We start from the raw sequence: 18,668 nt of genomic DNA on the forward strand, positions 1-18,668 counted from the left end.
GGCGAAAGCGGCGGTCAGTCCTGGGGCGAGACGAAGCGCGGATCGATGTATTCCGGCGGCTGCTCGGCTTTCTGCTGCGCCTTGACGTGCTGGTAGATCGCCTGCATGAGCGGCTCGCAGCCTTCCCGCGTGAGGGCGGAGATCTCGAATACCGGTCCCTTGAAGCGCAGGCGTTTGACGAAGTCCTTGACGCGTGCGGCGCGCTCTTCGACCGGGACCATGTCCAGCTTGTTGAGCACCAGCCAGCGCGGCTTGTCGTGAAGGCCCTTGTCGTACTTCTTGAGCTCGCCAACGATGGCCTTGGCTTGGGCGACGGGGTCCACGCCCTCGTCGAAGGGGGCCAGATCGACTACGTGCAGCAGCAGTCGGGTTCGCTGCAGATGTCGCAGGAAAAGATGGCCCAGGCCCGCCCCTTCGGAGGCACCTTCGATCAGCCCGGGCAGGTCAGCGATGACAAAGCTCTGTTCCGGACCCAGACGCACCACGCCCAGATTGGGGTGCAGCGTCGTGAAGGGATAGTCGGCGATACGAGGGCGCGCATTGGAGACGGCGCTGATCAACGTGGACTTGCCGGCATTGGGCATGCCCAGCAGGCCCACGTCGGCGAGCACCTTGAGCTCGAGCTTGAGGCTCTTGCGCTCGCCGGGCCAGCCAGGCGTCTTCTGCCGCGGTGCGCGGTTGATCGAAGACTTGAAGCGCAGGTTGCCGAAGCCGCCATCGCCGCCCTTGGCAATGGTGACGGGCTCGCCGGGCACGAGCAGTTCGCACACCACCTCGCCGGTCTCGGCGTCGCTGATGATGGTGCCGACCGGCATGCGCAGCGTGACGTCGTCGCCCGCGGCGCCGAACATGTCGGACCCCATGCCGTGCTGACCCCGCCTGGCTTCGTGCCGACGCGAGAACCGGTAATCGACCAGCGTGTTGAGGTTGGGATCGGCCACCGCGAAGACGTGGCCACCACGGCCACCGTCGCCGCCGTCGGGGCCACCGAATTCCTTGTACTTCTCATGGCGGAACGACACGCAGCCGTTGCCGCCATCGCCAGCGGCGATGTCGATGAAGGCTTCGTCGACGAACTTCATGAGGGCAGTTTACAAATGAGGCGTGCCGTGAGGCACATAAACGATGAAGCCCCGGCAAAGCGGGGCTTCACGCGCAAGAGCGAGACCGCTCAGACCGGGGTGATGTTCACGACGTGCTTGTTCAGCGCGCCGCGCATGCCGAACGACACGCGGCCATCGACCAGCGCAAACAGAGTGTGGTCCTTGCCCACACCCACGTTGTCACCGGCGTGCAGGCGCGTGCCGCGCTGACGCACGATGATCGAACCGGCGCTGATCACTTGGCCACCGAAGGCCTTCACGCCGAGCATCTTGGGCTTGGAATCGCGCCCGTTACGCGTAGAGCCGCCGCCTTTTTTCTGTGCCATGGTGTCCTGCTCCTGGGCTTAGCCGGCAATCGCACCGATCTGCAGCTCGGTGAACTGCTGGCGGTGGCCTTGACGCTTTTGATAATGCTTACGGCGACGCAGCTTGAAGATGCGTACCTTGTCATGCTTGCCGTGGGACAGCACAGTGGCCGTCACCGTGGCGCCGGACACCAGGGGCGTGCCGACCTTGATCGCGCTGCCGTCGCTGACGGCAAGCACTTGGTCGATCACGATTTCCTGGCCAACGTCCGCAGCAATCTGTTCTACCTTAATTTTCTCGCCGGGGGCAACGCGATACTGCTTGCCACCGGTTTTTATGACCGCGTACATGGGAAACCTCTTGTGAAAGATCCTCCGCGGCTCATTCCGCGAAGCTCTCCATGATAGCACGACAAGCGCCGTATCGCATCGACGCCGATCTGGCTGAGAGATGCGTACGCGACGCTTCCCTATAATTTGCGATGCTCGTTTGACCGATCACCACGCCTCGCGCCTTCTCTCTTGTCTTCCACCACCGCCAGCCCACCCCCGCCGACCTTTGCAGCGCTCGACCTCGTGGCCGGCGACATGGGCGAGGTCGACCGAGTCATCGATGCCCGGCTGTCCACGGGTGTACCTTTGGTGAGCCAGGTTTCTCGCTACATCATTGCTGCTGGCGGAAAGCGGCTGCGCCCCGTACTGCTACTCCTCATGAGCCGAGCGCTTGGGTACGAAGGCACTCAACATTTCAATCTGGCGGCGGTGGTCGAGTTCATTCACACCGCGACGCTGCTTCACGACGACGTGGTGGACGAGTCGACGCTGCGCCGTGGTCGTCCGACAGCCAATGAGTCGTTTGGCAATGCAGCCAGCGTGCTGGTCGGCGACTTTCTGTATTCGCGCGCCTTCCAGATGATGCTGGACGCACAGGACATGCGCGTCATGGACGTGCTGGCCGAAGCCACCAACGTCATCGCGGAAGGTGAGGTGCTTCAGCTCATGAACATGGGCGATGCCTCACTGGACGAAGGCGCCTACCTGCAGGTGATCCGCTCGAAGACTGCCAAGCTCTTCGAGGCAAGCACGCGGCTGGCGGCGATCCTGGCAGGAGCCTCTCCGGACCTTGAAGAAGCGTGCGCCACATACGGCCAGGCGATTGGAACGGCATTCCAGGTAGTGGACGATGTGCTCGACTATGCCGGTGACGCTGCCGAAACCGGCAAGAACGTCGGCGACGATCTCCGCGAGGGCAAGGCCACTCTGCCGCTCATCCTCGCCATGAAGCACGGAAATGCCGCACAGGCCTCCATCGTCCGCACGGCTCTGGAGACGGGCGACGTTTCGCAACTTCCGCAGGTGGTGCAAGTGGTTCGCGACACGGGCGCGCTTGAAGCCACACGCGCCGCTGCAGCCCGGGAAGCCGAACGCGCGATTTCGGCGCTCGCCGCTCTGCCCACGAATATTTACTCGAAAGGTATGCTACAGTTAGCGGCTCAGCTGCTTGAGCGCCGGACTTGATTCCGACGTCAATGCTGACAATCAATCGGGGTGTAGCTTAGCCTGGTAGAGCGCTACGTTCGGGACGTAGAGGCCGGAGGTTCGAATCCTCTCACCCCGACCAGATTTTCTTTCGCCCAAATGGCGAAAGCACAAGCCCCGCGATGTGGGGCTTTTTTGTTGGCCTGGCCCGAAATACGGGTCCTTGTGGGGCAACACAATGTTGCACAATGTGTTTTTGTGCAACCAGGGTACATTGCCACTCTGGCTCACGGTTTGCACCGCACACCCCTTTCCACCGACGCATGGCTGTCGCCGACCCCCTGTTTCGTGACACCGGCTCCGTTGCGCTGCCCGGCCTCGCGCGCGCGCTTGTGTCGGCTGGCATTCTGGACCATCCCGCCGCAGAGCAGGTCTACCAACGCTCGGTCGGGTCGCGCACCAGTTTCATTGCCGAACTGACGGGCACGGGACAGGTGTCGCCCCACGAACTGGCACACGTTCTGGCGAGCACCTTCTCAACGCCGTTGGTCGATCTGAGTGCTGTCGATCCGCTGCGCCTGCCCAAAGGCCTGCTGGACCTGCGCCTGTGCCAGTCGTATCGCATCGTGGTGCTGGCCAAGCGCGGCAACCGGCTCGTGGTGGCGACTGCCGACCCGTCCGACCAGCAGGCGGCCGAGAAGATCAAGTTCGCCTCGCAGCTCGGCGTCGACTGGGTGGTGGCCGAATACGACAAGCTGTCCCGACTTGTCGACGCCGGCGCGGCCACAGCGACGGACGCGCTGGAGCAGATCACCACCGGCGATTTCGAATATGAAGAGCTGGTCGGCGAGCCCGACGAAGCGCAGGAGACCGCTGCATCGTCCGAGGTCGAGGACGCCCCGGTGGTGCGCTTCCTGCAGAAGATGCTCCTCGACGCCTTTTCGATGCGCGCTTCGGACATCCACTTCGAGCCTTACGAGCACAACTACCGCGTGCGCTTTCGCGTCGACGGCGAACTGCGCGAGATCGCCAGTCCGCCGGTGGCCATCAAGGACAAGCTGGCTTCGCGCATCAAGGTGATCTCCAAACTGGACATCTCTGAAAAGCGCATCCCTCAGGATGGGCGGATGAAGTTGAAGATCGGCACCGACCGGGTGATCGACTTTCGGGTCAGCACATTGCCGACGCTCTTCGGCGAGAAGATCGTGATACGAATTCTGGACCCGAGCAGCGCCCGGCTTGGCATCGATGCCCTCGGCTACGACGCGGACGAAAAGCAGCGCCTGCTCACGGCCATCGGCCGGCCGTACGGCATGATCCTGGTGACAGGACCGACAGGCTCGGGCAAGACGGTGTCGCTCTACACCTGTCTGAATCTGCTGAACAAGCCCGGAGTCAACATCGCGACGGCGGAAGACCCATCGGAAATCAATCTGCCGGGCGTCAATCAGGTCAATGTCAATGAGAAGGCCGGCCTCACCTTCGCGACCGCACTACGCGCCTTCCTGCGGCAGGACCCCGACATCATCATGGTCGGCGAGATCCGTGACCTGGACACGGCCGACATCTCCATCAAGGCCGCGCAGACCGGCCACCTGGTGCTGTCCACCCTCCACACGAACGACGCGCCCACCACGCTGACGCGGATGCGCAACATGGGCATCGCGCCGTTCAACATCGCGTCGAGCGTGATCCTGATCACCGCACAGCGGCTGGCGCGGCGCCTGTGCCCCCAGTGCAAGTTGCCCGCCGACCTGCCGCAGCAGGCCCTACTGGATGCCGGCTTCCGTCGCGAGGAGGTCGACGGCAGTTGGAAGCCCTATCGACCCGTGGGTTGTCCCGCCTGCAGCGGCGGCTACAAGGGGCGGGTCGGCATCTATCAGGTCATGCCGATCTCCGAGGAGATCCAGAAGATCATCCTGCGCGACGGCAGTGCGCTCGAGATCGCCGCCCAGGCCGAGCGCGAGGGTGTGCGCTCGCTGCGCCGTTCAGGCCTGCAGAAGGTGATGCAGGGCATCACCTCGCTGGAAGAAGTGCTCGGCGTCACCAACGAATAGACTCAAACGCGCGCCCACCGGAGTTGCCATGGCCACAGCCGCCCAGAAACGAAGCCCTACCCGCCCCCCCGCCGCCAAGGAAAACCTCTACGAGTGGGAAGGCCGCGACCGCAACGGCAAGGCCGTTCGCGGCGAGATGCGGGCGCTGGGCGAGAACCAGGTCCAGGCCTCACTGCGGCGCCAGGGCGTCCTCACCACGAAGATCAAGAAGCGGCGACTGCGCTCCGGCAAGGCGATCAAGCCGCGCGACGTGGCAGTCTTCACGCGCCAGATGGCCACCATGATGAAGGCCGGCGTTCCGCTGTTGCAGGCCTTCGACATCGTGGGCCGCGGCAACAGCAACCCAAACATGGCGCGGCTGCTGAATGACATTCGCACCGACGTGGAAACCGGTACCTCGCTGTCCTCCGCCTTCCGCAAGCATCCCAAGTACTTCAACAGCCTCTACTGCAACCTGATCGAGGCGGGCGAGGCAGCGGGCATCTTGGAAGAGCTGCTCGACCGGCTGGCCATCTACATGGAGAAGACGGAGGCCATCAAGTCGAAGATCAAGTCGGCGTTGATGTATCCGACGGCGGTGATCCTGGTGGCCTTCATCGTCGTCACGATCATCATGCTGTTCGTGATTCCGTCCTTCAAGCAGGTGTTCACCTCCTTCGGGGCGGACCTGCCGGCCCCGACGCTGTTCGTGATCGCGATGAGCGAGTTCTTCGTGAGCTATTGGTGGCTGATCTTCGGCGTGCTGATCGCCGGCGGCTATTTCTTCATGCAGGCCTGGAAGCGCAACGAAAAATTCCAGGAGGCCATGGACCGGTTGATGCTGCGGGTGCCGATCTTCGGTTCGCTCATCGACAAGTCCTGCGTGGCGCGGTGGACCCGCACCCTGTCGACCATGTTCGCTGCGGGCGTGCCCCTGGTGGAGGCCCTTGACTCGGTGGGCGGCGCTTCGGGCAACGCGGTCTATGCCAAGGCCACCACCCGCATCCAGCAGGAGGTGTCCACCGGCACCAGTCTGACGACGGCGATGACGGGTGCCAACCTGTTCCCCCCCATGGTGCTGCAGATGACGGCCATCGGAGAAGAGTCGGGCTCGATCGACCACATGCTGGGCAAGGCGGCCGATTTCTACGAGGACGAGGTCGATGCCATGGTGGCCGGCCTGTCCAGCCTGATGGAGCCGATCATCATCGTCATCCTGGGCGTGGTCATCGGCGGTATCGTCGTGTCGATGTACCTGCCGATCTTCAAGCTGGGTCAGGTCGTCTGATGTCGCCCACGCTGGTGGATGCCGCCGCGGGCGGCCTGCTGGGCCTTTTGATCGGCAGCTTCCTGAACGTGGTCATCCACCGCCTGCCCCGGATGATGTACCGCGGCTGGCTCGTCGACGCCACCGCCAATCTGACGCCGCAACCGGGCATCGCCAGCCTGTGGGAACTCGTCTTCGGCAAGGGGCACACGCCGCCCGGGCGGCTGGAGCAGGATGCGCAGGTGGCGCTCGAGCAGATCGACGCGCTACCTCCGCTCACCCTGGCGCGGCCCGGTTCGCGATGCGGTCACTGCGGCCATGCGATCCGATGGTATGAAAACATCCCGCTGCTGAGCTGGCTGGTGCTTCGAGGTCGCTGCAGTTCCTGCAAGACGCCTATCGGCTTGCGTTACCCGGCCGTGGAACTCGTCACTGGTGCACTGTTCGCCCTGTGCGGCTGGCGCTTCGGCCTGACCCCGGCTGCTGCGCTCTGGGCGGCGTTCTCGGCGATCCTGGTCTGTCAGTTCGTCATCGACCTGGACACGCAACTGCTGCCGGACTCGCTGAACTACCTGCTGCTGTGGCTGGGCATGATGGGCGCGGCGTACGGACTGACCGGCGTCTCACCCACCTCGGCCATCTGGGGTGCCGTTTTCGGCTATCTCAGTCTCTGGATCGTTTATCGGCTCTACCGCGCGGCCACGGGCAAGGAAGGCATGGGCTTCGGCGACTTCAAGCTCCTGGCCGCGCTGGGCGCCTGGCTGGGCGCGCCATTCCTGCTGGCGATCATCCTGGTGTCTTCGCTGGTCGGGGCGGTGCTGGGCGTCGTGCTCCTGCTCGTAGGCCGTGTGGCCAACCGGCATGTGCCCATCTCCTTCGGCCCTTTCCTGGCCGGCGCCGGGCTGCTCTGCCTCATCCTCGGGCCCGCCACGGTGCGCGAGTGGCTGCCCTTCGCCTTCCCTCTGGGCGTCTGAGGCGACATGCTCCGTATCGGCCTCACCGGCGGCATCGGCAGCGGCAAGAGCACGGTCGCCGCCCAGTTGCAGGCGCTCGGCGCGGGTCTGGTCGACACCGACGCCATCGCCCGACAGCTCACGGCACCCGGCGGGCGCGCCATGCCCACCATCGTCGAAGTCTTCGGCCCCATGATGCAGGCCACCGATGGCAGCCTGGACCGCGCGAGGATGCGCGAGCTCGCCTTTGCCGACCCGGCGGTTCGCCAACGACTGCAAGCCGTGCTGCATCCGCTGATCGGCGAGGAATGCGAGCGGCAGGCGCTCGCGCTTGGCGAGGTGGCCATGCTGGTGTTCGACGTTCCGCTGCTGGTGGAATCTCGCCGCTGGCGGGCGATGGTGGACCGGGTGCTCGTCATTGATGCGTCCGAAGACGTGCAGGTTCGCCGCGTGATGGCCCGCTCCGGCTGGCCCGAGCCAACGGTGCGCGCCGTGGTTGCGCAGCAGGCCTCGCGCGCACAGCGCCGCGCCGCGGGCGACGCCGTGATCCACAACGAGGAACTCGGCATGGACGCGCTCGCTCTATGCGTCCAGTCGTTGTGGCAGCGTTGGGTCAGGCCGGGCTTGCGATAATCCGGGGTTGATCCTTCGCGACCTGCCTACCCTGAGGCGGGCATCACAACGCAGAGATACGCGCAGGACCTCGCACGGCCCCGCCGAAACCGGCGCACAAGAAGCCTTTTCCCGATGCTCTTCAATTCCTACGCGTTCATCTTCGTCTTCTTCCCGCTGGTGCTGGCGGGCTTCTTTCTGATCGGATGGCGCAACACGCGGGCGGCGGCAGGCTTCCTGGCGCTGGCGTCGCTCTTCTTCTACGGCTGGTGGAGCGTGAAGGCGCTCCCACTGCTGCTCGCCTCCATCTGCATGAACTACTGGTTCGGCCTGCAGCTCACGCCACAGGACGGACGCAGTGACCGGACGCGCAAGCGCATGCTGGTGTTGGCGCTGACCGTCAACCTCACGCTGCTGGGTGTCTTCAAGTACGCGGACTTCTTCCTGGGCAACGTGAACGAGGCCCTGGCCGAGGCCGGCATCTCGCCGCTGCCGCTGCTGCATGTGGCACTGCCCATCGGGATCTCCTTCTACACCTTCACGCAGATCGCCTTCCTGGTGGACTGCTGGCAGGGCAAGGTGCACGAGCGCAGCTTTGTGCACTACGTGCTGTTCGTGACCTACTTCCCGCACCTGATCGCGGGCCCGGTGCTGCACCACGCGCAGATGATGCCGCAGTTCGCCAATCCGGCGACCTACCGCGTCGACACCAACAAGATCGCGCTGGGCCTGGCCATCTTCAGCTTCGGACTGGCCAAGAAGCTCCTGATCGCCGACCGCATGGGCGAGTACGCGGACATGGTCTTCCATGGCGTGCAGGGGGGCACCATTCCCACGCTGGGCAGCGCATGGTTCGGCGTGCTGGCATACACGCTTCAGATCTATTTCGACTTCTCGGGCTATTCCGACATGGCGGTAGGCATCTCGCTGTGCATGGGCGTGAACCTGCCTCTCAACTTCGCCTCACCCTACAAGTCGACCAGCATCATCGAGTTCTGGCGCCGCTGGCACATCTCGCTGTCGACCTTCCTGCGCGACTACCTCTACATCCCCCTCGGGGGCAATCGCAAGGGCGAGGCGCGGCGCTATCTCAACCTCTTCCTGACCATGCTGCTGGGTGGCCTGTGGCACGGCGCCGCCTGGACCTTCGTGCTGTGGGGCGCGCTGCACGGCATCTACCTCACCATCAACCACCTCTGGAACGCAAAGGTGCGACGCAACCGGCCGCCGAGCAGGTGGATGCTGCCGCTGCGCTGGCTGCTCACCTTCCTGTGCGTGATGGTCGCCTGGGTGGTGTTCCGCGCGGACAGCATGACCACCGCCGTGCACATCTACAAGGGCATGCTGGGGCTCAACGGCGTTTCGATGTCGGCCTTCTCCGAGTTCACGATTCCCTACCGCAAGCCCGAGTTCTTCCAGACGATGTTCGTGGGCCTGTTCATCTGCCTGGCCCTGCCGCCCACGATCAGCCTGCAGCGCTGGGTGCCGGTGGTACCGGCGCTTGCGGGACGCCCGCGCCTGGCGGCCCTGGCCACCGCATGCACGGCCGCGGTGGCGGTCGTGCTCCTGGGCCTGTCGATCTCGCGGCTGGGCACCTACAGCCCCTTCCTGTACTTCCAGTTCTGACGAAGCGGCCGTGATGCACAAGCCCGCGCGGATCTGGCTCGGCGTGTTCATGACCGGTTTCGCGGTCATCGTCGCGCTGTTCCTGATCACCCTGTTCACACAGCCGGCCGAGGGCGGCCTGACGCGCATCGGCCGCGTTTCGGAGGACGCTTTCGGCTGGCGCTCGACGCCGCCCGAAATCCCCATGGCCCACGTGCAGGGCTGGGCGCCGGCCGATGCCGACATCCTGGTGATCGGCGACAGCTTCTCGATGTACTACGCGTGGCAATCGCCCCTGGTGGCCGCCGGCTACAAGGTCTCGACCACACACTGGGACCGCAGTGGTCCGCTGTGCGCCGACTTTCCGAAGTGGCTCGCATCGATCGGCTTCAAGGGCCGGCTGGTCATCCTCGAGAGCATCGAACGCCTGCTGCCCGAGCGCCTGGAACAGGCCCAAGGCTGCCAGACGATGGTTCGCCGCCCGCTGAAGGCGCTGCCGGTGCCCGCGCAGAGCCCCGCCCAGCCGCCACCCGTCTTCCGACTCAACTGGGAGTCGCCCTTGATGACGGGGCTGCTCACGTACCTGAACACACGGCACATCGTGAAGACCGACGGCGTGGTGGATGTGGAGCACGAGCGCTATGGCGACTACATCTTCTCGAGCCCGGTGGCCGACGGCTGCCGTCAATTCAGCAGCCGTGTGTGCGACAAGAGCCTGTTCCTGACCGCCGACCGCACCAATCGCGAACTGCAGCCGCAGGACGCGGAGTTCATGGCCGCCTTCGCCCGCCGCGCAGGGGTGAAGGTGATGTGGATGGTGGTGCCCAACAAGACCACGGTCTACCTCGACACCCGCAATGCCGGCGCCTTCGTGGGCCGCAGCAATGCCCTGGGCGTGGGGCCCGACCTGTTCGCCATGGCGCAGGAACAGCGCCTGCGCATCATCGACCTCTACTGGCCCAACGACACGCACTGGTCGATGCAGGGCCAGCTCTATTTCGGCAACCGCATGGTCGACGCCGTCCGGGCGGCCGGACTGGAACCCCTTCCCTGATAGCGTTCATGAACTACGCAGCGATCTGGCTTCGCACCTTCCTCGTCGGTTTCGTGATCGTCAGCGCCATGCTGGTGCTGACGCTGTTCACGCCGGTGCCCTATGGCGACCTGACGCGCATCGGCCGTCTGTCGGATGCGGAATTCGGCTGGCAGCAGCCGGCCCCGCCCGCCCCGCCGGCTGAGACGCTCAAGTCCTCGCCCCTGAACGAAGCCGATATCGTGGTGGTGGGCGACAGCTTCTCGATGACGCTGTACTGGCAGTCCACGTTGGTCCGCGCGGGCTACAAGGTCTCGACCCTCTACTGGGGGCAGGTCGGCTATCTGTGCGGCGACTTCTCTCAGTGGCTTCAGCGGGCGGGCTTCCGCGGTCGGCTGGTGATTGCCGAAAGCGTCGAGCGGCTGCTGGATGAGCGTGTTCGCAAAGGCGCTGCTTGCGCCACCATGAGCAAGCCACCCGAGGTGAAGCCAGCGCCGTTCATCCACCCGCTGTCCGGCGTGCCGCACCTCGGACTGAACTGGGCCGCCAAGCTGACCACGGGGCTCATCACCTATCGAAACATGAAGGAGGTGTACCGCTCGACCACCGACCTGCAGTTCGGTGACGACACCCAGGTGCGCTTCGTACCCGACGGCTGCAAGCAGTTCTCTCACCACATGTGCGAGCGCGCGCTCTTCTTCAAGGAGGACCTCACCAACGGTCCACTGACGCCGCAGACCTTCGAGCAGATGGCGCGCTTCGCGCAGTCGCAGACGATCCCGATCCTGTGGATGGTCATTCCCAACAAGACGACGGTCTATCTGGACCCGTCGTATTCGGACGCATTCCTCGAGCGCTTCCGGGCAGGTGGCCTCGGGCCCGATCTGTTCGCCTATGCGCAGTCGGCCCGGCATCAGGTGCGCGACCTCTACTTCCCCAACGACACGCATTTCTCCATGTATGGCCAGTATGCGTTGGGCGACATCATGCTCAAGGAAGTGCAAGGCCGGCTGGGCACGCCCAAGACGCCCTGAAACAGTGGGATTCGGGCACGCCATGTGACATCGCGGCAACTATGATGTCGCGAAGGAGCCCCCCAGAGACGTGATCCTCTACGAATATCCCTTCAACGAGCGAATCCGGACCTACCTTCGGCTCGAACACCTCTTCCGACGCCTGGGCGAACTGGTGCCGTCCGACTCGGCGCTGCAGCACCACTTCGCGCTGCTCACGATGTTCGACATCATGGACGTGGCCGGGCGCGCCGACCTCAAGTCCGAGGCCTTGCGCGATCTCGACAAGCAGAAGGCTGTCTTCAACGGCTATCGCGGCAATCCTGCGATCCAGGAGTCGTTGCTCGACGCCTTTGTCGAGCAACTCGACCGCGCGTTCCAGTCGCTCAACAACGCCGCGGGCAAGGCCGGCCAAGCGCTCACCGACAACGAATGGCTGATGAGCATCCGCAGCCGCGCCGGCATTCCTGCCGGCACCTGCGAGTTCGACCTGCCGGCCTACCATGCTTGGCAGCATCACGCGCCGGCCGAGCGCCGGGCCGACCTCCAGCGCTGGGCCACCAGCCTCTCGCCGCTGGCCGAAGCGGTATATCTGCTGCTCAAGCTGCTGCGCGACGCCGACATGCCCTATCGCGTCATCGCCACCGGCGGTCAGTTTCAGCAGACGCTGCCGCAGAGCCGCAGCTTCCAGCTGCTGCGCCTGCGCATCGATCCTTCGTTGAACGTCGTGCCCGAAATCAGCGGCAACCGGCTGATGGTGTCGGTGCGGCTGATGCGCCAGGACGAGCAGGGCCACCTGCAACCCAGTACCGACGACGCGCCGTTCGAGCTGACCTTGTGCGCCTGATGCGCCGCCCTGGACCGCCGATGAGTTCCGCCCCCAAGAACAAGCCCGCCGTTCGCCTGGTGCCTTGTCCCGCCTGCGGCGAGGACAGCGTCTATTCGCCCGAGAACCGCTTCCGTCCCTTCTGCAGTGCACGCTGCAAGGGCATCGACCTGGGCGCTTGGGCCAGCGAACAGTTCCGCATGCCCACCGAGGCCCCGCCCGACGACGAGCCCTTCGGCGATCCGCGTCTGCAGAGCTGAGCTCAAGCTGCCTGGCCGCGCACAGTGCCTTGCTCGGCACGGGGCGAAGTCAGGGTCGGATGCGCGGCGCAGCTGCCCATTCAGCCGCTGGCGAGCACAGGGCCCGCCACGCCGCGTTCTTCCGCCAGCCACTGCAGCACCGGCATGGCCCCGGGCAGCACCGGCGTCACCGCGAGCGGCAACTGCTGCCAGCACATCGTCTGACCTTCGCGCATCTCGAACTCGCCGCGCCAGCGGTACACCTTGCACCAATGGAGCCGCACCAACGCATGCGGGTAGTCGTGCTCGGTCACGCGCCAGACCTCGGCACCTTCGATGGTGATGCCGAGCTCCTCTTGCAGTTCGCGGCGCAGCGCCTCTTCGACCGTTTCGCCGGCTTCGATCTTGCCGCCCGGGAACTCCCAGTAGCCCGCATAGGGCTTGCCTTCCGGCCGCGTGGACAGCAGCAGCGCCGCGTCCGGCCCGATGAGCACGCCGACGGCCACCTCGGTGTGCTTGCGCAGCGCGTTGGAGGGCGCGGCCTCCGTCATGCCGCCATCCGCCCCGCGAAGTCGCGGGAGAACTGGTAGGCCACGCGACCACTGCGCGAGCCGCGCTCCAGGGCCCACACCAGGGCCTGGGGCCGCGCCGAATCGATGGCGGCAGCATCGAGCCCGAAGGAGGACAGCCACTGCGCCACGATCGCCAGGTACTCGGCCTGCGAGAAGGGATAGAAGCTCACCCACAGGCCGAAGCGCTCGGACAGCGAGATCTTCTCTTCCACCACCTCGCCGGGATGCACCTCGCCATCCTCCGTGTGCGTGTAGCTGAGGTTCTCCTTCATGTACTCGGGCAGCAAGTGGCGCCGGTTGCTGGTCGCGTAGATCAGCACATTGGGCGTCGCCGCGGCCACCGAGCCGTCGAGGATGGACTTGAGCGCCTTGTAGCCCGGCTCGCCCTCGTCGAAGCTCAGGTCGTCGCTGAAGATGATGAACTTCTCGGGCCGGCCGGAGACGACCTCCACGATGTCGGGCAGGTCGGTCAGGTCCGCCTTGTCGACCTCGATCAGACGCAAGCCCTGCGGCGCGAACTCATGCAGGCAGGCCCGCACCAGCGAGGACTTGCCCGTGCCGCGCGCGCCGGTCAGCAGCACGTTGTTGGCCGGCCGGCCCTCGATGAACTGGCGGGTGTTGCGCTCGATCTTTTCTTTCTGCCCATCGATCTCCTTGAGATCGGAGAGCGCCATCGCCGCCACATGGCGCACCGGCTCGAGCCGGCCATGGCCGGAGCTGCGCCGACGGTAACGCCAGGCGATGGCGGCGTTCCAGTCGGACGGCGCGCCCAGCGGCTGAGGCAGGACGGACTCGATGCGGTCGATCAGTTGCTCGGCCCGTTCGATCAGGCGCTCGAATTTCTCGTTCATGGCGGCATGCGGCGGGCGCGGGGCCCGCGCCTTCTCAGGAGCGGTAGTCCGCGTTGATGGAGACGTAGTCGTGGCTGAGGTCGCAGGTCCAGACCGTGTCGCTGGCCTCGCCACGGCCGAGGCCGATGCGCACGACGATTTCGCTCTTCTTCATCACGCGCTGGCCGTCTTCTTCGCGGTAGTCGGGATGGCGACCGCCGCGGGTCACCACGTGGACATCGTCCAGGTGCAGCTCGATGCGCGTCTGATCCAGGTCTGCGATGCCGGCATAGCCCACGGCCGCAAGGATTCGGCCCAGGTTCGGGTCGCTGGCGAAGAAAGCGGTCTTGACCAGCGGCGAATGGGCCACGGCATAGGCCGCCTGCCGGCATTCGGCGGCGTCGCGGCCGCCTTCCACCTGCACGGTGATGAACTTGGTCGCACCCTCGCCGTCACGCACGATGGCCTGCGCCAGGTCGCGCGCAACCGCCTGCATGGCCGTCAGCAGGGCCTGACCGTCGGCGCTGTCCAGCGAGTCGATGGCGGGGCCGGTCTTGCCCGTGGCGATGACAACGAACGAATCGTTGGTGGAGGTGTCGCCGTCGATGGTGACGCGGTTGAAGGAGCCTTCGGCCAGCGTGCGGGCCAGCGGCTGCAGAAGCGCCTGCGCAATGCGCGCGTCGGTGGCCAGGAAGCCCAGCATGGTCGCCATGTTCGGGCGGATCATGCCGGCCCCCTTGCTGATGCCGGTGATGGTGACCTTCGCGCCGCCCAGCGTCACCTGGCGGCTGAAGGCCTTGGGCACGGTGTCGGTGGTCATGATGCCCTCGGCGGCGAGGCCCCAGTGCGCTTCCGACGTGTCGTCCAGCGCGGCAGGCAAGCCGGCGGCGATACGGTCATTGGGCAGCGTCTCCATGATCACGCCGGTGGAGAAGGGCAGGATCTGCTCCGGCGCCACTTCCAGCAGGCGAGCCAGGGCGATGCAGGTGGAGCGGGCACGCACCAGCCCGTCTTCACCCGTGCCGGCGTTGGCATTGCCAGTATTGATGACCAGCGCGCGGACGCCGAAGCCTGCGGCCAGATGCTCCCGGCAGACCTGCACCGGCGCAGCACAGAAGCGGTTCTGCGTGAACACGCCGCCGACGGCGCTGCCCTCGTCGAGCAGGAACACGGTCAGGTCCTTCCGATTGGCCTTGCGCACGCCGGCTTCGGTGACGCCGATGCGCACACCCGGCACCGGGTGCAGTTGGGCGGGATCGGGGGCGGTCAGGTTCACGGGCATGGGGATTCCTGAAAATTCTCGGACGCGGGTTGTGCAACGCTCCGGCGGCCTACCGTTGGCGGCCGACGCCGGGGCGTCGCAGGGGCAAAGGCTCAGCCGGCGATCAGCTCAGCTTGCCGTGGCACTGCTTGTACTTCTTGCCGCTGCCGCAGGGGCAGGGATCGTTGCGACCCACACGGCCGGCGGCAACGGCAGCGGCCACGGCTGCAGCGGCTGCCGTCGGGCTGGCGGCCGCAGTGCTTCGAACCTCGGGTTCACCGGTCTCCGTCGGCGCGGTGTAGGTGATGTTGGAGATGGCCTCGGCGCGGCTTTCCATGTCGTCGGCCGCCTGCTCGATCTGCTCGGCCGACTGGATGCGCACCAGCATCAGCTGCCGCGTCACTTCGTTCTTGACGGTGTCGAGCAGCTGGCCGAAGAGTTCGAAGGCCTCGCGCTTGTATTCCTGCTTGGGCTGCTTTTGCGCGTAGCCGCGCAAATGGATGCCCTGGCGCAGGTAGTCAAGCGAGGACAGATGCTCGCGCCAGTTGCTGTCCATGGCCTGCAGCAGCACCATGCGCTCGAACTGGGTGAACTGCTCGCGGCCGACCAGAGCGACCTTGGCTTCATAGGCCTCGTTCGCGGCCTTGACCACGCGCTCGACGACGTCCTCGTCGGTCATGGCCGCGGCGCCTTCGACTTCCTGCACCAGTGGCAACTCCAGGCCCCAGTCAGCCGCCAGGGCACGCTCCAGGCCCGACAGGTCCCACTGTTCTTCCACCGACTCGGCCGGCACATACTGGCGGACCAGATCGGTGAAGCAGCCTTCGCGCAACGCATCGATCTGCGCTGCGAGTTCAACGGCATCCAGGATCTCGTTGCGCTGCTGATAGATGACCTTGCGCTGGTCATTGGCGACGTCGTCGTATTCGAGCAGTTGCTTGCGCACGTCGAAGTTGCGCGCCTCGACCTTGCGCTGTGCGCTCTCGATGCTGCGGGTGACGATGCCGGCCTCGATGGCCTCACCGTCAGGCATCTTCAGCCGGTCCATGATGGCACGCACGCGGTCACCTGCGAAGATGCGCATCAGCTGATCGTCCAGGCTGAGGTAGAAGCGCGAGGAGCCGGGATCGCCCTGGCGGCCCGAACGGCCGCGCAACTGATTGTCGATGCGGCGGGACTCATGGCGCTCCGTCGCAATGATGCGCAGGCCGCCCAGCGAGCGCACGAACTCGTGCTCCTTCTTCCAGGCCTCGCGCAATTCGTCCATGCGCGCCTGCTTGGCGGCGGCATCCAGCGATTCGTCGACCTCTACCGCCTCGACCAGCTTCTCCACATTGCCGCCCAGCACGATGTCTGTGCCGCGGCCCGCCATGTTGGTGGCGATGGTGATCATCTTGGGCCGGCCAGCCTGGGCAATGATGTCGGCTTCGCGAGCATGCTGCTTGGCGTTGAGCACCTGATGCGGCAGGTCCGCCTGGGTCAGCAGGCCAGAGATGATTTCAGAGTTCTCGATCGACGACGTGCCCACCAGCACCGGCTGGCCGCGCTCGTAGCACTCGCGGATGTCGGCGATGGCCGCCTCGTACTTCTCGCGCGTGGTCTTGTAGACGCGATCCAGCTGGTCGTCGCGCTTGCTGGGCCGGTTGGGAGGGATGATGACCGTCTCGAGCCCGTAGATCTCCTGGAACTCGTAGGCCTCGGTGTCAGCGGTGCCGGTCATGCCGGCAAGCTTGCCGTAGAGGCGGAAGTAGTTCTGGAAGGTGATGGAGGCCAGCGTCTGGTTCTCGGCCTGGATCTCCACACCCTCCTTGGCTTCCACGGCCTGGTGCAGGCCGTCGCTCCAGCGCCGGCCGCTCATCAGACGGCCGGTGAATTCATCGACGATGACCACCTCACCGTCCTGCACCACGTAATGCTGGTCGCGGTGGTAAAGGTGTCGTGCCCGCAGCGCCGCATTCAGGTGATGCATCAACGTGATGTTCGCGGGGTCGTAGAGCGACGCACCTTCAGGCAGGAGACCGGCCTGGCTCATCAGTTGTTCGGCTTTCTCGTGGCCGTCTTCGGTGAGGAAGATTTGATGCGCCTTTTCGTCCACGGTGAAGTCGCCCGGCTTGGTGATGCCTTCTCCGGTGCGCGGGTCCTCCTCACCCTCCTGACGGGTCAGCAACGGAGCAACCTGGTTGATCGCCAGGTACATCTGCGTATGGTCCTCGGCCTGGCCACTGATGATCAGCGGCGTGCGCGCTTCATCGATGAGGATGGAGTCCACCTCGTCGACGATCGCGTAGTTCAGGCCACGCTGCACACGATCAGCCGGCTCATAGACCATGTTGTCGCGCAGGTAGTCGAAGCCGTATTCGTTGTTGGTTCCGTAGGTGATGTCGGAGCCGTACGCTTCCTGCTTCTCTTCCTTGGGCATGTTCGGCAGGTTGATACCCACCGTCAGTCCGAGGAAGTTGTAGAGGCGACCCATCCACGTCGCATCGCGGCTGGCCAGGTAGTCGTTCACCGTGACTACATGCACACCCTTGCCAGTGAGTGCATTGAGGTAGACCGGCAACGTCGCCGTGAGCGTCTTGCCTTCCCCCGTGCGCATTTCGGCGATCTTGCCTTGATGCAACGCCATGCCACCGATGAGCTGCACATCGAAGTGCCGCATCTTCATCACGCGCTTCGATGCTTCCCGCACCGTGGCGAAGGCCTCCGGCAACAGGTCGTCCAGCGTTTCGCCCTTTGCCAGACGATCCCTGAACTCCTGCGTCTTGCCACGCAGCGCGTCGTCGTCAAGCTTCTCGAACTGCGGCTCGAGCGCATTGACGCGCTCTGCGTTCTTTCGAAACTGCTTCAGGAGGCGGTCGTTGCGGCTGCCGAATAGGCGGGTGAGGAAGTTCGTGGCCATTGGATGCTGGATCGGCGCGCGCTTCGAGCGGACTCGGAAGACGGCGGGTCGGAAAGCCTAAGATAGTGGTTGAGTTGGGGGCATCGGAAGACCTTCCAAGCAGAAGACCCACCGTACCTTCCCCGACATGCCTCACCAGCCCAAGCCGGTGAACAGGGCATTTTAGAGCCTGTCCATGAACCGACGTTCCCAAGCAATCTCCTTGCTTCAAGCCACCGAAGACTCGCCGGCCTTGTCCGGGCTGATGTCTAGGGTCCGCGACAGTCAGTTGCGGCTGAAGGCCATCCAGCCGCTCATTCCACCCGCGATGTTCTCGGGCCTTCAGGCAGGACCTGTCGAGCACGGCTCCTGGTGTCTGATCGTCCGTGGCAATGCCGCAGCAGCGAAGTTACGCCAGATGACGCCGATGCTGCAGGCACACCTGCGAAGCAAGGGCTGGGAGACAACGACCATTCGCATCAAGATCTCGAGCGCTGGGTCGTAAGCTCATTTCATCGATGCAACGCTCACGGGGTCGAGGACCGGAACACGCTTCTGGAACGGTGGACCGAACGCTACGGCGTGGAGGGTCAGCTTCAGTTCCACCACAGTCCAGGCTGTCCGGTCTGCGAAAAAACGGGATTCAAGGGCCGTGT

General features: G+C 65.0%; 18 protein-coding genes and 1 tRNA gene. 12 read left to right on the forward strand and 7 right to left on the reverse strand.

Annotation, left to right across the window (positions count from 1 at the left end):
• Positions 1–14: 14 nt before the first annotated feature.
• From cgtA to rplU, 3 genes are all read right to left on the reverse strand, one after another.
• Positions 15–1,082, reverse strand: a complete 1,068-nt coding sequence (gene cgtA / locus BXA03_RS23095; RefSeq protein ID WP_076511527.1) for an Obg family GTPase CgtA — start codon at positions 1,080–1,082, stop codon at positions 15–17.
• 89 nt (positions 1,083–1,171) lie between these two features.
• On the reverse strand, positions 1,172–1,429 hold the full coding sequence (rpmA, locus tag BXA03_RS23100) for a 50S ribosomal protein L27 (RefSeq protein WP_017761188.1): 258 nt from the start codon (positions 1,427–1,429) through the stop codon (positions 1,172–1,174).
• Positions 1,430–1,447: 18 nt separating this feature from the next.
• On the reverse strand, positions 1,448–1,759 hold the full coding sequence (gene rplU / locus BXA03_RS23105; protein ID WP_017761189.1) for a 50S ribosomal protein L21: 312 nt from the start codon (positions 1,757–1,759) through the stop codon (positions 1,448–1,450).
• A gap of 237 nt (positions 1,760–1,996) precedes the next feature.
• On the opposite strand from rplU, the gene BXA03_RS23110 reads away from it, so the two are divergent.
• The 11 genes from BXA03_RS23110 (at position 1,997) to BXA03_RS23160 (ending at position 12,492) form a co-directional block, all read left to right on the forward strand.
• Positions 1,997–2,926, forward strand: a complete 930-nt coding sequence (locus tag BXA03_RS23110; RefSeq protein WP_083716311.1) for a polyprenyl synthetase family protein — start codon at positions 1,997–1,999, stop codon at positions 2,924–2,926.
• 26 nt (positions 2,927–2,952) lie between these two features.
• Positions 2,953–3,029: transfer RNA gene (locus BXA03_RS23115), tRNA-Pro, on the forward strand.
• Between the two features lie 181 nt (positions 3,030–3,210).
• The gene (gene pilB, locus BXA03_RS23120; protein WP_076511529.1) at positions 3,211–4,944 is read left to right on the forward strand and encodes a type IV-A pilus assembly ATPase PilB; all 1,734 of its coding nucleotides are present in this window, start codon (positions 3,211–3,213) and stop codon (positions 4,942–4,944) included.
• Between the two features lie 28 nt (positions 4,945–4,972).
• Positions 4,973–6,211, forward strand: coding sequence for a type II secretion system F family protein (locus BXA03_RS23125; protein WP_076511530.1), 1,239 nt, complete (start codon positions 4,973–4,975; stop codon positions 6,209–6,211).
• Entirely contained in the window at positions 6,211–7,164 is a 954-nt protein-coding gene (locus BXA03_RS23130; protein WP_076511531.1) for a prepilin peptidase, read from the forward strand. The genes BXA03_RS23125 and BXA03_RS23130 overlap by 1 nt, the downstream gene beginning before the upstream one ends.
• Positions 7,165–7,170: 6 nt before the next feature.
• Positions 7,171–7,776, forward strand: a complete 606-nt coding sequence (coaE, locus tag BXA03_RS23135) for a dephospho-CoA kinase (protein WP_076511532.1) — start codon at positions 7,171–7,173, stop codon at positions 7,774–7,776.
• A 114-nt stretch (positions 7,777–7,890) separates the two neighbouring features.
• Positions 7,891–9,381, forward strand: coding sequence for an MBOAT family O-acyltransferase (locus tag BXA03_RS23140; RefSeq protein ID WP_076511533.1), 1,491 nt, complete (start codon positions 7,891–7,893; stop codon positions 9,379–9,381).
• 13 nt (positions 9,382–9,394) lie between these two features.
• A complete protein-coding gene (locus BXA03_RS23145) occupies positions 9,395–10,414 on the forward strand; it encodes an alginate O-acetyltransferase AlgX-related protein (RefSeq protein WP_076511534.1) in 1,020 nt (339 codons plus the stop codon).
• A gap of 8 nt (positions 10,415–10,422) precedes the next feature.
• Complete coding sequence (locus BXA03_RS23150) at positions 10,423–11,427, forward strand: alginate O-acetyltransferase AlgX-related protein (protein WP_076511535.1); 1,005 nt, start codon at positions 10,423–10,425, stop codon at positions 11,425–11,427.
• Positions 11,428–11,497: 70 nt separating this feature from the next.
• Positions 11,498–12,253: a cell division protein ZapD gene (zapD, locus tag BXA03_RS23155; RefSeq protein ID WP_076511536.1), complete on the forward strand. Its 756-nt coding sequence runs from the start codon at positions 11,498–11,500 to the stop codon at positions 12,251–12,253.
• Positions 12,254–12,273: 20 nt separating this feature from the next.
• Positions 12,274–12,492 carry a DNA gyrase inhibitor YacG gene (locus BXA03_RS23160; protein ID WP_076511537.1) on the forward strand — a complete coding sequence of 73 codons (219 nt, stop codon included), beginning with the start codon at positions 12,274–12,276 and terminating at the stop codon, positions 12,490–12,492.
• Positions 12,493–12,572: 80 nt separating this feature from the next.
• Here the strand turns inward: BXA03_RS23160 and BXA03_RS23165 are convergent, their stop codons facing one another.
• From BXA03_RS23165 to secA, 4 genes are all read right to left on the reverse strand, one after another.
• Positions 12,573–13,022 (reverse strand): NUDIX domain-containing protein, encoded by a 450-nt coding sequence (locus tag BXA03_RS23165; protein ID WP_076511538.1) that lies wholly within the window; start codon positions 13,020–13,022, stop codon positions 12,573–12,575.
• A complete protein-coding gene (locus BXA03_RS23170; RefSeq protein WP_076511539.1) occupies positions 13,019–13,894 on the reverse strand; it encodes an ATP-binding protein in 876 nt (291 codons plus the stop codon). The genes BXA03_RS23165 and BXA03_RS23170 overlap by 4 nt, the downstream gene beginning before the upstream one ends.
• Positions 13,895–13,928: 34 nt before the next feature.
• A complete protein-coding gene (argJ, locus tag BXA03_RS23175) occupies positions 13,929–15,155 on the reverse strand; it encodes a bifunctional glutamate N-acetyltransferase/amino-acid acetyltransferase ArgJ (protein WP_076511540.1) in 1,227 nt (408 codons plus the stop codon).
• Between the two features lie 103 nt (positions 15,156–15,258).
• On the reverse strand, positions 15,259–18,033 hold the full coding sequence (secA, locus tag BXA03_RS23180) for a preprotein translocase subunit SecA (protein WP_076511541.1): 2,775 nt from the start codon (positions 18,031–18,033) through the stop codon (positions 15,259–15,261).
• Between the two features lie 175 nt (positions 18,034–18,208).
• On the opposite strand from secA, the gene BXA03_RS23185 reads away from it, so the two are divergent.
• Complete coding sequence (locus tag BXA03_RS23185; protein ID WP_076511542.1) at positions 18,209–18,517, forward strand: hypothetical protein; 309 nt, start codon at positions 18,209–18,211, stop codon at positions 18,515–18,517.
• The last annotated feature ends 151 nt before the right edge of the window (positions 18,518–18,668 follow it).

It is taken from the genome of Pseudacidovorax sp. RU35E (assembly GCF_900156165.1).
Lineage (GTDB): Bacteria > Pseudomonadota > Gammaproteobacteria > Burkholderiales > Burkholderiaceae_C > Xenophilus.